Genomic DNA, 16,638 nt, shown 5'->3' with positions numbered 1-16,638 from the left:
GCGAAAACGCTTTTATAATTGAAGTATACCATGAATGAAAGTTACAGGAGGAACTGCAATGAGAAGTCTGCAACGTACGTGGCCATTTCATATCATGCTGCTGCCAGCCATCATTTTCTTAATTGTATTCAGCTACATTCCGATGGGCGGCATCGTGATGGCCTTTCAAAATTACAAGCCTTGGCTAGGCATAACGGGTTCCGAGTGGGTTGGACTGGATAACTTCCGCTTTTTGTTTCAACGGGAGGACAGTCTTCAAGTTGTCTGGAATACACTAATTATTGCTGTGTTAAAGATGTTTTTCAATCTGGTGGTTCCGTTTGTTTTTGCTATACTGCTGAATGAAATTCGCAAGGTCGGACTTCAGCGATCCATTCAGACACTGGTTTATCTACCACACTTTCTGTCGTGGGTCATCTTGGGCGGAATTCTGATTGACCTGTTGGCTACAGATGGATTTATGAACCGTATTCTCGGTAGTTTGGGGATCCAGCCTATCTTTTTTCTGGGAGATAATAACTGGTTTCGATTTACTGTCATTGTTTCAGATATATGGAAGGAGTTCGGCTACAACACCATCGTATTTCTCGCTGCACTGGCGGGTATTAATCCTTCGTTGTATGAGGCTTCTGAAATGGATGGAGCGAGCCGCTGGAGACAGACGCTACACATCACTGTACCTTCGTTAATTCCGATGGTAGTCGTTGTTGGAACGCTTGCACTTGGCAATGTACTGAATGCCGGTTTTGACCAGATTTTCAACCTTTATAATCCACTGGTTTACCAAAAAGGCGATATTATTGATACATTCGTCTACCGGACAGCGTTAATCAATGGGGAAATGGGCTTTGCCACCGCTATCGGCTTGTTCAAATCCGTTATCAGTATGATTCTCATTCTGATATCTTATCGACTTGCTTACAAATGGGCAGGTTACCGCATATTCTGATTCCACGAGGCTGAAAGAGGGAGAGTCATGTATCATAAAACAACGCCATACCGCATCTTCAATGTGTTTAATATTTGCTTACTAGTGATGTTGTCTATCATGTGTATCGTTCCACTGATTCATGTGTTGGCGGTATCATTTAGTGCTAAATCAGCAGCAGATGCCAATCTGGTTGGACTGTGGCCAGTGCAGTTTTCATTAGAAGCCTATAAGAAGACAATGAATAACCCGATTTTTCTGCACTCCATCTGGATTTCTGTCTGTCGGACTGTATTGGGAACCGGCTTGACACTGCTGATTACCTTTTTAGCTGCTTATCCACTTTCAAAGGAAACATCTGTGTTCCGTAGCCGAAACGTATATTCATGGTTGTTCGTGTTCAGCATGATTTTTAACGGTGGTCTGGTTCCATTCTATATGGTTATTCAAAAGATCCATCTCATGGATAGCTTCTGGGTACTTGTTTTGCCAGGAGCGGTCAACACATTTCTGGTCATCCTTATGTTGAACTTTTTTAGAGGAATTCCCAAAGAGATGGAAGAGGCCGCATTGATCGACGGAGCAGGACATTTTCGGACATTGTTTAGTATCTTTTTACCGATATCCATGCCTTCCATTGCGACGATTGCGCTGTTTAGTATGGTATTTCATTGGAACTCCTGGTTTGACGGTCTACTCTATTTGAGCAATGCAAAGGACTATCCGCTCGCGACGTTCCTGCAAACTGTAATTATTCAGAAGGACATGAGTTCCATGAGCATGAGTCCAAAGGAGATGGAATTACTTTCTCAAACGACGGTTAATGCAGCGCAAATTTTCATTGGTGCAGCGCCTATTCTCATTGTATATCCATTTTTACAAAAGTATTTTGTTAAAGGTATGACGCTAGGTTCCGTCAAAGAGTAATAGAAATAATAAGGAGATGATTTACAGTGACGTATCAAAACATAACTAAGTACCCCCCGATTAGTGAGCGAATTCCACGTATGCTGCATGGAGCGGACTATAACCCGGAGCAATGGCAGCATTACCCTGAGGTGTTAGCGGAGGATATTCGTCTAATGAAACTAGCCAAATGTAACGTGATGTCTGTTGGCATTTTCTCATGGGTATCATTGGAGCCTGAGGAAGGTGTATTTACGTTTGAGTGGCTGGATCGTATTCTGGATTCGTTTGCTGAGAACGGAATCTATGCATTTTTGGCTACTCCTAGTGGAGCAAGACCAGCCTGGATGTCACAAAAATATCCTGAGGTGCTGCGTGTGGAGGCTAACCGTGTCCGTAATCTGCACGGGTTTCGCCATAATCACTGTGCTACATCGCCTGTTTACCGGGAAAAAGTACGTATCATGAATACGAAGCTAGCCGAGCGTTATGCTAACCATCCGGCTGTGATTGGCTGGCATATTTCCAATGAATTTGGTGGAGATTGCCACTGTGATTATTGTCAGGAGGCATTTCGCGCTTGGGTCCAGGATAAATACGGTACGCTGGACAAGCTAAATCACGCATGGTGGACGACCTTTTGGAGTCATACGATTACGGACTGGAGCCAAGTTGAGTCCCCGGCACCTCACGGTGAAACACAGGTTCATGCCATGAATTTGGACTGGAGACGGTTTGTGACCGATCAGACCGCAGATTTTATCAAGCATGAGATTGTGCCGCTCAAGGCTGCAAATCCAGCAATTCCGGTCACAACCAATTTGATGGAGTTTTTTGAAGGATTGAACTACTGGAAGTTTGCTGATCTGCTCGATGTTATATCCTGGGATAGTTACCCAACATGGCATGATCGTGAGGGAGATGATAGCCGTCAGGCTGCTAAAGTGGCCATGATGCATGATATTATTCGTTCAATCAAGGGAGGTAAGCCTTGGATGCTCATGGAGAGTACACCAAGTTTGACGAACTGGCAAGACGTTAGCAAGCTGAAGCGGCCGGGAATGCATCTGCTCTCGTCTTTACAGGCTGTGGCACACGGGTCAGACACCGTTCAATATTTTCAGTGGCGGAAAAGCCGCGGTTCGAGTGAAAAGCTGCATGGTGCGGTTGTCGATCATGTCGGACATGAGCACACTCGGGTATTCGGGGATGTGACCCATGTCGGTAATACGCTGGAAAAATTGGAGGAGGTTATCGGTACATCTGTACCGGCGGAGGCCGCAGTCATTTTTGACTGGGAGAACCGTTGGGGAATCAACGATTCACAGGGACCGCGGAACAAAGGTGTGAAATATGAAGAGACAGCTGAAGCGCATTATTTGGCGCTGTGGGAGCAGGGTGTGCCTGTAGATGTCATTCATATGGATGCAGATTTCTCCAAATACAAACTTTTGGTAGCTCCGATGTTATATATGGTCCGCAGCGGTGTGGGGGAGCGTATACAGAAGTTTGTTGAAAACGGTGGTATTTTCGTAGCAACCTATTGGTCTGGTATCGTAGATGAACATGATTTGTGCTTCCTTGGAGGCTTTCCGGGCCCGCTTCGTAAGACGCTGGGGATCTGGTCGGAAGAGATTGACGGATTGCATGATCATGACCGTAATCACATTTTGCCGGTTGAAGGCAATGAGCTGGATCTGCAAGGGGAGTATGAAGCTGTAGAATTGTGTGATCTCATTCATACAGAGGGTGCAGAGGTACTGGCTGTGTACGGTTCAGACTTTTATGCAGGACGCCCAGCTTTGACGGTGAACCGTTTGGGACAAGGAAAGGCTTATTACATCGCATCACGCAACATCGGACTATTCCACAGTCATTTTTACAGAAGTTTAATTGATGATGCAGGAATCAGTAAAGCGCTCAATGTGAAGTTGCCTCATGGAGTGAATACGGCGATTCGTACCGATGGAGTTCATGATTATATTTTCATATTGAATTTCACGCATGAGCCGCAAAAGATTATGTTGGATGGGCGAACTTATGCGGATATGCTTGAAAATCATGTGATAGAAGATGGTAGCATTCAATTGGATGCCTACGCTGTTAAGGTTTTAAAGACAGAGCGCAATAAATAGAACATGATATTTTAAGTGTGATCTCTATCGTTTTCCCGAGTGGGAGCTGGTAGATTGGTCAGAGGCAATGAGAAGTATACAATTCGGATGGGAGATGACTTATGAAAACAGGTAACCGCACGATGGTATTTGCGATGTTGATCTTGTTATCCAGCTTATTGTATCCGTTCGGTTCTGTAGGGTTGGGTGCGGCTTCGGCCGCCCCTGCTTTCGCCAAAGGAGCAGATATAAGCTGGGTAGCAGGAATGGAAGCGCAAGGTATGAGTTGGAAGGATAAGAAGGGTGTTCGTCGAGATATACTGCAAATTTTGCGAGATGACTATCAGATCAACTCGGTGCGTATCCGTGTGTGGGTAAACCCTGACATGAAAGATTATGCAAGCGGATACATGAATGCCGAAAAGGCAGCAGAACTGGCGCAACGAGCTAAAAAGTTAGGTATGAGCGTTATGCTGACTCTACATTATAGTGATTCTTGGGCAGATCCAGGGCAACAGAACAAACCTTATGCGTGGCGCAATTTCACATTTACACAACTTATGGATGCAGTCTGGTCCCATACGGTCTATGTTATGGACACGATGAAAAGCAAGGGGGTAACACCGGACTGGGTGCAGATCGGTAATGAGACGAACAATGGAATGCTCTGGGAAGATGGCAAAGCTTCGGTGAACATGAAAAACTATGCCTGGCTCGTCAATACAGGTAATAATGCTGTAAAATCGGTAAGCAGTAGTACTAAAACGATCGTACATTTAGCCAATGGAGATAATGATTCCGTGTTGAACTGGAATATCGGCGGGCTGATTGATAATGGAGCTCAGTTTGATCTCATCGGGCTGTCTCTGTATCCGTCTCCTTCGGACTGGCAGGGCAAGGTGGATCAGACGATTACCAATGCCAATAACCTCATTGCAAAATACGGCAAAGGTATTGTCATCAGTGAAATCGGGATGGAATATAATGAACCTGCGGCTTCCAAGTCATTTATATTTGCAATCAAAACGAAGGTTCGGAACATCGGAGGCGGTAAAGGTACAGGGGTATTTTATTGGGAGCCTGCTGCAACTCCAGGTTACAATCAGGGTTATAACAAAGGTGCTTGGCAGGCTGACGGTAAGCCAACTTCAGCTTTGGAAGGATTTATAAATTAAGAAGTACGTAAGAGTATATCAAAGAACCTCTGATGCGCATTATATGCAGATTAGAGGTTCTTTACTGTTATCTATGGCTATTTAGAAGTTATAAAATTAGGCTTCTCGGTTTACCTTGAAGAAAGAAATAAGCTCTTCCAGCTCGCCAGACATCAATGTAAGCTTGTCAGAAGCTTGGACAATAGAAGCCATAGACTCAGCCTGTTCTCCAATAGTATGCTGAATTTGTTTGCTGCTGTCGACTGTTCTGCTAACTGTGGAAGACAGCTCGTCAGAGGTAGCTGACATTTCCTGCGTGCTGGCTGAAATCTGCTCCGTTGCGCTGGATACCTCTTGAATTTGTGACGACACTTTATTAGACGCATCTAAAATTTCAGAGAACATTTCGCCTGTTTGCTTCGTAACTTCTAGCCCAATCTGAACTTCTTTTGTACCAAGGCTGATGCCTTTTACAGTCTGTTCAATTTCTTTTTGGATTTCTTCAATAAGCTCTGCAATTTGTTTGGCAGACTCTTGAGACTGTTCAGCCAAATTACGCACTTCTCCTGCTACGACTGCAAAACCTTTGCCTTCTTCACCGACTCTGGCAGCTTCAATAGAAGCGTTCAGTGCAAGCAGATTCGTTTGACTGGCAATGCCTGTAATGATGCTGACGATATTGCTGATTTCGTTAGAACGGTTCTGCAGCGCATTAACGGAATCAGCTGTACTTTCCATTGTAGTGGAGATGGAGTCCATTTGAGAGGAAAGCTTTTGGGCTACCTGATTGCCTTCAACGGAGCGTTTTTCCATAGAATAAGCTTGATCGGCTACGGAAGAGGAGCTTTCGGCAATCGTTTGGATAACTGTCGACATTTCATTCATAGCTCTGGAGCTTTCATGTGCTGCGTGATCCTGAGCTTCAAGCCCCTGGGTTATTTCCTGAATATTGCTGTTAATGACGTTCGTATTCGTACTGTTTTTCTCGCTAATACTTAACAATTCCTGGGCAGATCCCGTAACTTCTTGTGTCGTATCCTGTACTTTCACCATTGTATCGTTAAGGCGTTTGATCATAGAATTAAATTTTTGATTGATAATGCCAAGGTCGTCCTCACCTGTCTTGATTTTTACATTCAGATTACCCTCGCTGACTTCTTCAATGCCCTTCATCAGGCTACGAATCGGGGAGAGGGTGCGCTTTACCAGTAAATATTGAATCGTTAAGAAGATGGCAAGAAACAGAATGAGCAGTGAAACACCGTATACAAGCAATTTATGAAGGCCGGTAGGTACAGAGCTCGCATCTACGTCAAAGTAAATCGCACTTGTGACTTTCCCGCTTGCATCTGTAATCGGGTAAACAATGGTAGTCCATGTGCCATATTCGTCCGTGTAAAAGCTGCTTAATGCTGATTCATTAGATTGAAGCATTTTATTTACGGCTTGTGCATTTTCGTCAGGAAGAGTGTACATGTCCCCAATGTTCATCTTTAAGTCTTGGAAAGCTTGGACTAAATTTGTGGGAACGCCAATAATGGAGGTCTGATTACCTTCTGTTAGCTCTGTACCAAATATGTAAGCTTGGGCAACATTCGGATAAAAGGCGTGAATAGAATCGAGAAATTTGCGTAGATCTTGTTGAGCAGAGCCGTTATAATCTTTTTCATTCAATGCTTGTTGTACTTTTGTTTTATCAACATCTTCTGCCCATTTTTTAGTCAATACCTTAACTTGATCTTGCAGCTGCGTGGTGAGAATGTTCTTTTGAAGTATATAGCTGGATGTGATGAGAATAGCTCCTATTAATACGATGTTAAGAAAAGAGATTAATAGATTTTTACCAAAAAAGGACATAGTTCTCCACTTCAAGTTTTTCACGTTTTCTTCTCCTTTGAATTAGCAATTTAGTTTCATATACAACCTACCCCATATATATTTCGACAATTTGCTTTCTAAATGTTAGGTATTTATTAAAAGGGAGAGTAGAAGGTTATTCAAAAAGAACGGCGGCCCCCTAGTGAATGAAACGATGGGACCGCCGCTTGTCGGCAAAACTGGATTTTATGTTGTTTTTCCAACTCAATTCTTACTAAATCACTTTATTGTTTGAACAATATTTAAAAAATAAGATAAAAAAGAACAGACGGGTATGCTTTACACCAATAAATACCTGGATTGAATTGAGGGTTCTTAACTTTTCTGTCCCTTATAAAAGAAGTGAAATGAGCAAGGGTAGTGAAATGAGCGATAAGACTGAACTAATAACAAATGCAGATGCAGCTTCCGTTTCCAGTGTTTCATAACGGGTAGCAATCATAGCGGCCACAGCCGAGCCGGGAAAAGCGACAAGCAGTACGGCTTTGCTTACATCTTCATGGGATAGTCCTATCAGAACAGCAATACCGAGCATAACAATAGGCATTACGATGGCTTTCAGCACAGCAATGCTAAGTGCTTTTGGACTGAACGTAATCTTCTTGATACCAATGGTTACCCCGATGGCAAATAGGGCTGTACCGGCGGTAACATTGCCGATTTGATCAAACATGGATTGTAAAAGTTTCGGAGCGTGGAATCCACATAGAGTCAATATGACACCAAACAAAGGTACGCAGGCAAGTGGCTCGCTGAGTCCATGAAGGACTGATTTCATAGTGACTTTAAATAAGTTGCCTTTAGTGCCGTCGGATTCTGTTGTTTTGCGCTGGCCGACCGTTCCCAAAATACTTGCAAGCGGATCAAGAATGGCATTAACGACGATCCCGGTAATTGCAATCGGGATGGCGACTGCCGCACTTCCGAACAAGCTGCCCAGAACCGGAATTCCCATGAATGCAAAAGAAGGCTGTGTTGAATTCAATGCGAACATAGAGGATTCAGTCAGGCCTTTTTTGGCAATTAAGCGATAAACAATGAGCAATACAATATAAAAGCCGATTACACCAAGTAGCAAAGCCACAAGAAAGGGCCACTTTTGAATCAACGTCTCTCTTGGTGTCGTCGTAATCCCAATAAACAAATGTGCGGGTAGAGCAAACTTCGTCACGAGTGTATTTAATCCCTTAGAAGAAGCGGGGTTAAAAGCTTTAAACAATCCTGCGAAATAACCAATTAAAATGACAAAGAAAATAGGAATTAAGATAATAAAAATATGACCTGTAGCCATGATGTCGCCTCCAATGAAGATGTCCGCCAAAAATGGCGGACATCAGTTAAATAATCACTTTGCGTATGCAAGTATAAATTTGATGTTGTTCGCTATTTTTTAAACCAGGACCGCTTCCTGACCATATTGTTTGATGGGTTTATATTTACAGTCCCACATCGCATCTCGAACTGCTTGTGCGATATCGTCCGGTTGATGACGCGCTACTCCATCCTGAACTGCTGCCTTGGCCACAGCCACGGCTACCGCTTCAGATACTTCGCGTAATTCATTGATTTTTGGCAGCAGGGAAGCACCAGGCTGCGACAAATCCACCATTTGAGCTACTGCATGGGCAGCTGCAGCAAACATGCTATCTGTTATGATTTTGGATTTTACCACGATTGCGCCAAGACCAAGACCCGGGAACACGAAAGCATTGTTGGATTGCCCAATTTCAAACTTAATATTGTTATAGATCACCGGCTCAAAAGGACTTCCTGTTGCAATCAGGGCTTTTCCTTCGGTCCAGTGGATCAAATCTTGCGGAGTTGCTTCTGCAAGTGGAGTCGGGTTGGACATAGGCATAATTATAGGACGTTCTGTATGTTTGGCCATTTCTTTAACGATTTCCTCACTAAATGCCCCACTAACACCGGAAGTACCAATCATAATCGTCGGTTTCACGCGGCGAATGACTTCAAGCAGAGGGATTTTTCCATCTTCAGCATGTTCCCAGTCACGGCATTCTGCAGCATCACGCGCATAAGGAACCTGAAATGGAAAAAGTCCTTCTGTTTCGTTGGTAAGCAGGCCACGGTAATCATAAGCCCAGAAGTTACGTCTTGCTTCTGCTTCTGACAGTCCTTCCAGCATCATGGCGGCGCTAATTTGGTCTGCATTGCCGATTCCGGCAGCTCCTGGACCAAAGACTAGAACCCGATGCTTGCTCAGTGGGATTCCGGACAATTGAACACCGGACATCACACCTGCGAGTGTAACCGCTCCAGTACCCTGAATGTCGTCATTAAAAGTCAAAATACTATTTCCGTATTTATTGATAATGTTCCGTGCATTGACATTGCCCAAATCTTCCCAGTGCAGCAGAGCATTCGGGAAAAAGGAAAGTGCAGCCTGAACATAAGTGTCAATAAATTGATCATATTGTTCTCCACGTACACGTTTGTGACGATTCCCCATATATAAAGGATCTTCCAATAGCTTCTCGTTGTTTGTACCTGCATCAAGAACAACTGCCAGCACCCGGCTAGGATCTATACCAGCAGCAGCTGTATACACAGCAAGCTTACCAATAGAGATATTAATACCTCCGACTCCCCAGTCCCCGATTCCCAAAATACTCTCGGAATCTGTGGCTACGATCAGGTCGATATCATCAGGGTCCAGGTTCAAATTCTTAAAAGCCTCTCCAATACCCGCCAGATTATCAATAGATAAATACATACCACCAGGCTTGTGATATTCATGACTGTATTCCTGTATAGCCTGGCCTACTGTTGGTGTATAAACAATCGGGAGCATTTCGCTTAGGTGCTCAGAGAGCAAACGATAATAAAGGACCGTATTGCGATTAAAAAGATCATTTAACGCAACATTTTTACGCAAATTATCCGGTTGGCTCTGAAATTGCTCGTAAACCCGTTGAACCTGCTCCTCAATAGTTAATATCGTAGGAGGAAGGAGACCGTCAAGTCCAAGTTGTTTCCGTTCTTCCAAGGTAAAAGCCACTCCTTTATTCAGCAGTGGGTTGGCAAGTAGATCTTTTCCGGTTAATTTGGTTTCGATAGATCCGTCTTCCGTAAAATGAAAAGCACGCATTTTTAATTCCTTCTTTCTAGAAAATTACATTTAGTTCATCCTTGAACAATTCGTGAACAAGTATACGCCTTATTTTAAACCAAGTGAACAAGTATGTTGTGTGAAAAATGGTTATATAAGTGTTTACATAAGAGAAATTATGAAAATGAAAGCGATTTTCAATGTTTTTTAAATGAAAATTTCATTTAATTTTCATAATATTTTCGGAAAATATTGATCTAATGTGATGTTTATCATAGTTTTTATAGGTGTGATTCGATTGAGTGTGCATAAAAAATAGCTTAACTTCATTTTATATAAACGAAGTTAAGCCATTTTTTGGGCTATAGGGATGTTTGAGGAACAATTCAATGCTTCGCAGCTTTATATTTAATGAATATCAGGCATTTAATTCTCCAATGCGATTGACGGCTTCATCAGTAGCTGTAGCAGAGCGTCGCATCCAGCTGTTACGCCATTTCAATTGCATTATGATGACGAGGGTAAAGGCACAGAACGTAAGTAGGCTCAGACAGATGAAGCCCGGCATATAGGAACCCGTTGATTTGTACAGATGACCCAGTATAAGAGGGAGAAAGTACCCGCCTATGCCACCAGCAGCGCCGACGATGCCGGTCATGAGCCCGATTTCGTTGCCGAAGCGCTGCGGCACGAGCTGGAATACAGAGCCGTTGCCAGCGCCAAGGCACATCATGCCTACGAACAGCAGCACAACTACCACGGTAAGTGGCGGTAAAAACGCAATGCCGGCGAGCATAATCCCGGCCCCCGCATACAAGTACATTAGCATGCGTGAACCACCAATCCGATCGGATAAAAAACCACCTACAGGACGAAAAAAGCTTCCGGCAATCACACAAACGGTTGCAAAATCGGCGGCATGTACCGCGGAGAGGCCATACTGGGTATTGAAGAAAATAGTCAAATAATTAGAAAGGCCAACGAATCCGCCAAACGTCACGCAATAAAAGGCACAGAATACCCAGGCATCCCTCTGTTTGAGCACCGAAGCATATTGCGACAGATTTTTTGGTGCCGGGCGGTGAGGGCTGTTGCGGGCAAAAATACTGAACAGAATGAAGACGATTAAGATGGGGAGGATGGCCAATCCGAAAACGGCTTCCCAACTGCCAAAATGTTGAGCAATGCGGTTGGCGAACAAAGTCGCAAGGACGGTACCGCTATTACCGGCTCCGGCAATTCCCATAGCCAAGCCTTGATGCTCTTTGGGGTACCATTGACCGGCTAACGGCAGCGCAGCTGCAAATGAAGCTCCAGCTACGCCCAGGAGTAGGGCAACAACGTATAATTGCTCCAGCGAATCAACCCACAGCCAGCCGAGCAAAAGCGGGATGATCGTGACAAGCATACCAATCTGTCCTGTGAGCTTGGGACCGATATAATCCGACATGAATCCGAGCACGAGCCGCAGCAGGGAACCACCGAGTATGGGTAGAGCGACAAGATTGGCTTTTTGTACAGGGTCCATTGGATAATCATTGGCAATTACAACGGCCAACGGTCCGATCATCCCCCATATCATAAAACTGATATCAAAATACAGAAAGGAACCAAATAAGGTGGGCTTGTGTCCGCTTTTCCAGAAACTTTTTTTGTTCATTCTCCATCTCTCCTGTTCTAATTGTTGTTCTTTGTCTGCAAAATGTAATTTGAACATGAAAAGCCGCAAATCGCCCCTACATGGTATCTAGGAAACGGTTTGCGGCTTCATTGCCGTGGTTGACACACTTCATTGTGAGTCGACTTGGTATGATCACGTTGGAGTGATTTTAATTCAAATTATAAAAAAGGATCTATTGTATGTCAATATACATAACACAAATGCGGGAAAAAATTAAATAAAAGGTGAAAATATAGTTTTTATGTATTGAATGTTGACATGACATTCACAATTCAGTAATCTTAGATACATATCGGCACAACGATGTGCCGACTTTTACGGCAACGGTGCCCTTTTCCATTGAATGGAGAAGGGCTTTTTCTGTCTTATTTTATTCGGAGAATGGGGCTGGTTTAACATGATGAAAAAACTGGTCGTCGTCGGCAATGGTATGGCAGGCATCAAATGTGTGGAGGAAATACTCAATTTGGAGCCAGAGCGGTTCCAAATCACGATATTTGGTGCAGAGCCCCGTCCCGGGTACAACCGAGTGCTCCTGTCCAAAATGCTTCAGGAGGAGAGCTCATTTAAACATATCGTTACCCATGACTGGGACTGGTATGAAGAGAACGGGGTAAAGCTGTACGCGGGTGAACGCGTCTGTCGTATTGATGTTGCAACCGGGATGGTGGAAACGGAATCCGGCATGAAAGAACCTTATGACATGCTCATATTGGCAACGGGCTCATTACCTTTCATTCCGCCCATTCCTGGAGTGCGAAAACAGGGAGTAATTGCTTTTCGTGATGTGAATGATTGTGAAACCATGGCTAGATATGCCAAAACATACCGCAGGGCCACGGTTATCGGAGGGGGGCTGTTAGGACTTGAAGCTGCTCAAGGCCTGCTGAATCTAGGGATGGAAACTGAGGTTGTTCATAATGCGCAGTATCTTATGAACCGTCAGCTTGACCGGACGGCAGCTGTGCTTCTGCAGCGAAAGTTGGAGGAACAGGGCATGAGGTTTCATTTGGCGAAGGAAACGGTCAACATCATAGGCCGAAACAGGGCGCAAGGCTTGATGTTTGCGGACGGGAACAGGCTGGACACGGATTTGGTTGTGCTGGCGGTTGGTATCCGACCGAATATCGAATTAGCTCAGGATAGCGGTCTGACTGTAAACCGCGCCATTGTCGTGGATGATTATATGCGCACGAGTATTCCTGGTATTTATGCCGTCGGCGAATGTGCTGAGCACCGGGGGATTTCATACGGACTGGTGGCGCCGCTATATGAGCAGGGCAAAGTGCTGGCAAAAGTTATTTGTGGTCGTGAAACGGCTCCCTATGAAGGGACGATTCCGTATGCGCAGCTCAAGGTAGCGGGGATCCATGTGTTTTCCGCAGGAGACATTCGCGATGAGGGAAACGAGACAGCAGTTATGGAATATAACGGGATGCTGGAGGTTTATAAAAAAGTGATGATGCACGGCGGTGCTGTCACTGGCGCCATTTTGTACGGAGATACGGCGGAAAGTACCTCGTTGCTCGGAATGGTACGGCGCGGGGCGTCCGCTACAGAGCTTACATCCCGGGATAACAGCCGGAGCAAAGCAGAGGATGCGGCAGCCGCACTGCCGGAAGAAGAAACGGTATGTGCGTGCAACGGCGTGAGTAAGGGGGCTATTTTGCGAGCGATTGCCACGGATAAGCTGAAGACGGTGGAAGAGGTGAAGAGCCGGACCAAAGCGTCCGGTTCCTGTGGGGGATGTCGGCCGCTGGTGGCTGCACTGGTCAAAAATAGTTTGTCCCGATCCACAGATTCCGGACCTGTAGTTACTCCAACCGCCCAAGAAATTGTCCCTGTTTGTGGATGTACGCATTACGATCATGATTCGCTTAAAACAGCTATGGTGGACGCAATCTGTCAGACTCCAGGTGAAGTAGTATCCCGTCTCGGTTGGACTAGACAGCAGGGGTGTGAATTGTGTCGTCCGGCTGTACTTTATTACTTGGAATCTCTCGGGTTGCGCGACAGATCTGCGACAAATCCATTAGGGGCTGGCGTTGCGGTTCAGGTCACACCGCAGTACGGAGGAGAGGCGCCCTCTGCGGGTCTGCGCTTTACGAACCTAAATGCCGAGGATCGGTCTTTTGTTGAGTCGGATCTGATGGATCAGGCATTTGTAGAAGTAGCCTGGCTAAGAGAGCGGTTGGCAACTTTATGGGGAAGTCTCGCATTGCCAGCATTAGTTAGAGTTGCTATTTGTCCTGGATCGGCGTATCCCGGAGGTGTACTTGTCCACGATATTGGAATATCTCGTTCTCCAGCAGGCTGGGAGGTCTATGCGGGTGGCCAGGCAGAGCATCCGGTTCGCCAGGGGCACCTGCTTGGATTGGAGGAAGACCCGACAGAAGCGGTTCTGCTGACTGCAACTTGCTTGCAAATATACCGACATAGTGCCCGGTATGGGGAAAAAATGTGGGAGTGGATTGAAAGGACTGGTGTTCTGGCATTACGGGAAAGTGTGCTTGACGCTGCTCTTCGAAGTGGTCTAGCGGGTAGTCTGCGGACCACAATGCTGACAGGATGACGGGTTGAGTTGGAGTTATGGCGAATTATCTATCGTGCAGACGATAAAATTCCGAAAAATGGCGAAAGGAAGGTGGCTTTGATGTGTCAGTCGGGAGAAGGCAAACCGGAAGCTGGGCTACATGTACCGTCAGTAATGGATACGCAGTGCCCGTTTTGCAGCGTGCAATGTAAGATGACCGTTAGCACGGGTACAGAGACACTTGCGGGTATCATTCGTACAGTGTATAAGGCGGAAGGGAAGCATAATGCAGCCTCGCAGGGTAGGTTGTGCATCAAGGGAATGAATGCGCATCAGCATGCGACTCATGCGGAAAGGCTGGTACAGCCCCTCATTCGCAAAGAGGGCCAACTGGTTCCCGTCAAGTGGGAGGAGGCGTTGGATACTATAGCTAGCAGTTTCTCTACGCTACTGTCCACACAAGGTCCTGATGCAATCGGAATTTACGGTGGAGGTTCACTCTCCAATGAAACGGCTTATTTACTCGGCAAATTTGCAAGAGTGGCTGTAGGTACGCGATATATCGACTATAACGGGCGCTTCTGCATGTCGGCAGCGGCATCCGCTGGCAGTAAAGTGTTTGGCATTGATCGCGGACTGACCTGCAGGCTGGCTGATATTCCGTTGGCTCGTTGTATTGTGCTCGCAGGTACGAATATCGCTGAATGCCAGCCGACGTTAATGCCTTATTTTCACGAGGCGAAGGAAAACGGCGCCTTTGTCATCGTAATTGACCCGCGCGCGACACCAACGGCGGCCGCCGCCGATTTGCACCTGCAAATCAAGCCGGGTACGGATGCTGTGCTGGCCAATGCCATGCTAAAGGTCATCGTGGATGAGAGATTTGCGAATGAAGAGTTTATCCGCAAGCGGACCAACGGCTATGACCAGCTGTTGACTCATTTGAAGGGTGTGGATCTGAGAGAATCGGCTGCGTTGTGCGGAATTGAAGTAGAAATGATCCAGCAGGCAGCACGTGCCTTTGGCAGTGTGGAGACGGGCATCGTTTTTACGGCCAGGGGTGTTGAACAGCAGACAGATGGACATATGGCGGTGCGTGCATTTCTTAATCTGGTGCTGGCCACTGGCAAGATTGGAAGGGAAGGATGCGGTTATGGAGCTATCACAGGTCAGGGAAACGGGCAAGGGGGACGAGAGCACGGCCAAAAGGCTGACCAGCTTCCTGGTTACAGATCGATTGAGGATGAAGAAGATCGAGCCTATGTGGCGTCCGTATGGGGAGTGAAACCAAGCAGTTTGCCAGGAAAAGGGGTGTCCGCCTATGAAATGATGGAGCTTGTCCATCAGAAACAAATCCAAGCTTTGTTCGTGATGGGCTCTAATCCTATTGTATCTAACCCGAATGTCCGGCTGGTGGAGAAAGCCCTCAAAAAGCTGAATCTGCTGGTTGTGGCGGATATGTTTCTCACGGAAACCGCGCGAATGGCTGACGTTGTTTTGCCTGTGACATCTTATTTGGAGAATATGGGGACGATGACCAATCTGGAGGGCCGCGTTCTGCTACGGGAAGCGGCGAGGCCCGCACCAGGCGAGGCTAGAGATGACTGGAACATTTTGTGTCAGGTGGCTGCAAAGCTAAACAAGGGCGGCTATTTCTCGTACAGGGATGCCGAGCATATCTTTGAAGAACTGCGGCTCGCCAGCCGGGGCGGTCCTTCCGATTACTACGGGATCACATACGACAGGCTGCGTCGTGAAGAAGGAGTATATTGGCCATGCCCGTCTACGGACAGAGCCGGTATGGATACAATGTTTCGGGAAACCTTTGCCCATTCTGATCAAAAGGCTGTTTTTACGGTGGTTGAAAGCTGTGGAGCAGGAGAGGAGATATCAGAGGAGTACCCGCTTATTTTGACGAACGGCCGTGTACTGGCTCACTATTTGACCGGTGCACAAACGCGCAGAAGTCCGTCGCTGGCCGCGCGAGAGATTGAGAATTATGTGGAAATTCATCCGCGGACAGCGCGACGCTGGCACATCAGGGACGGGGAGTGGGTAGAAATAGCATCACAGCGCGGCAGCTTCACTGTCCGCAGCCGGATCAAACCACATATCCGCGAAGATACGCTCTTCGTGCCCATGCATTGGGGTGGGATACAAAATGTTAATCGGGCGACCCGCCCTGATCTTGATCCGTTCTGTCGGATGCCTGGCTTCAAAACGGCAGCTGTACGCATCCGTCCCCTTCATCTGGCTGCAGCCGCAACCAGTGCAGATAACGAGGAATGGTCGGAGTTCTAGAGCAGGACGGAGTAAGTGACTTTTTCTTTGCATAAAAGGCCAGCCCCCTTGTATGAGTGAGGGAGCTAGCCTT

10 protein-coding genes are annotated in these 16,638 nt (G+C 46.2%); 6 read left to right on the top strand and 4 right to left on the bottom strand.

Annotated features, from left to right (window positions below; genetic code table 11):
• Nucleotides 1-58 precede the first annotated feature (58 nt).
• The 4 genes from MHH57_RS15710 to MHH57_RS15695 all read left to right on the top strand — a co-directional run bounded on the left by MHH57_RS15710 (nucleotide 59) and on the right by MHH57_RS15695 (nucleotide 5,123).
• Nucleotides 59-949: an ABC transporter permease subunit gene (locus MHH57_RS15710; RefSeq protein ID WP_165150309.1), complete on the top strand. Its 891-nt coding sequence runs from the start codon at nucleotides 59-61 to the stop codon at nucleotides 947-949.
• A 27-nt stretch (nucleotides 950-976) separates the two neighbouring features.
• Complete coding sequence (locus tag MHH57_RS15705; protein WP_029517680.1) at nucleotides 977-1,855, top strand: carbohydrate ABC transporter permease; 879 nt, start codon at nucleotides 977-979, stop codon at nucleotides 1,853-1,855.
• 26 nt (nucleotides 1,856-1,881) lie between these two features.
• The gene (locus MHH57_RS15700; protein WP_318627886.1) at nucleotides 1,882-3,969 is read left to right on the top strand and encodes a beta-galactosidase; all 2,088 of its coding nucleotides are present in this window, start codon (nucleotides 1,882-1,884) and stop codon (nucleotides 3,967-3,969) included.
• Nucleotides 3,970-4,070: 101 nt separating this feature from the next.
• Complete coding sequence (locus MHH57_RS15695; RefSeq protein WP_341070983.1) at nucleotides 4,071-5,123, top strand: glycosyl hydrolase 53 family protein; 1,053 nt, start codon at nucleotides 4,071-4,073, stop codon at nucleotides 5,121-5,123.
• A gap of 96 nt (nucleotides 5,124-5,219) precedes the next feature.
• On the opposite strand, the gene MHH57_RS15690 is transcribed toward MHH57_RS15695, so the two are convergent.
• The 4 genes from MHH57_RS15690 to MHH57_RS15675 form a co-directional block, all read right to left on the bottom strand.
• Complete coding sequence (locus MHH57_RS15690; RefSeq protein WP_341070982.1) at nucleotides 5,220-6,983, bottom strand: HAMP domain-containing methyl-accepting chemotaxis protein; 1,764 nt, start codon at nucleotides 6,981-6,983, stop codon at nucleotides 5,220-5,222.
• A gap of 328 nt (nucleotides 6,984-7,311) precedes the next feature.
• Nucleotides 7,312-8,271, bottom strand: a complete 960-nt coding sequence (locus MHH57_RS15685) for an AEC family transporter (RefSeq protein WP_029517676.1) — start codon at nucleotides 8,269-8,271, stop codon at nucleotides 7,312-7,314.
• Nucleotides 8,272-8,370: 99 nt separating this feature from the next.
• Nucleotides 8,371-10,089, bottom strand: a complete 1,719-nt coding sequence (locus MHH57_RS15680; protein WP_029517675.1) for an NAD-dependent malic enzyme — start codon at nucleotides 10,087-10,089, stop codon at nucleotides 8,371-8,373.
• A 379-nt stretch (nucleotides 10,090-10,468) separates the two neighbouring features.
• Nucleotides 10,469-11,710 (bottom strand): nitrate/nitrite transporter, encoded by a 1,242-nt coding sequence (locus tag MHH57_RS15675; protein ID WP_340887096.1) that lies wholly within the window; start codon nucleotides 11,708-11,710, stop codon nucleotides 10,469-10,471.
• A gap of 418 nt (nucleotides 11,711-12,128) precedes the next feature.
• On the opposite strand from MHH57_RS15675, the gene nirB reads away from it, so the two are divergent.
• A complete protein-coding gene (nirB, locus tag MHH57_RS15670) occupies nucleotides 12,129-14,303 on the top strand; it encodes a nitrite reductase large subunit NirB (protein WP_342434284.1) in 2,175 nt (724 codons plus the stop codon).
• An 81-nt stretch (nucleotides 14,304-14,384) separates the two neighbouring features.
• Nucleotides 14,385-16,565 (top strand): molybdopterin oxidoreductase family protein, encoded by a 2,181-nt coding sequence (locus MHH57_RS15665; protein ID WP_342435180.1) that lies wholly within the window; start codon nucleotides 14,385-14,387, stop codon nucleotides 16,563-16,565.
• Nucleotides 16,566-16,638: the final 73 nt, after the last annotated feature.

It is taken from the genome of Paenibacillus sp. FSL H7-0442 (genome assembly GCF_038593105.1).
In the GTDB taxonomy this organism is placed as follows: domain Bacteria; phylum Bacillota; class Bacilli; order Paenibacillales; family Paenibacillaceae; genus Paenibacillus; species Paenibacillus polymyxa_D.
The sequence above is the reverse complement of the archived record's forward strand: the minus strand, read 5'-3'. Positions and strand labels throughout refer to the sequence as shown.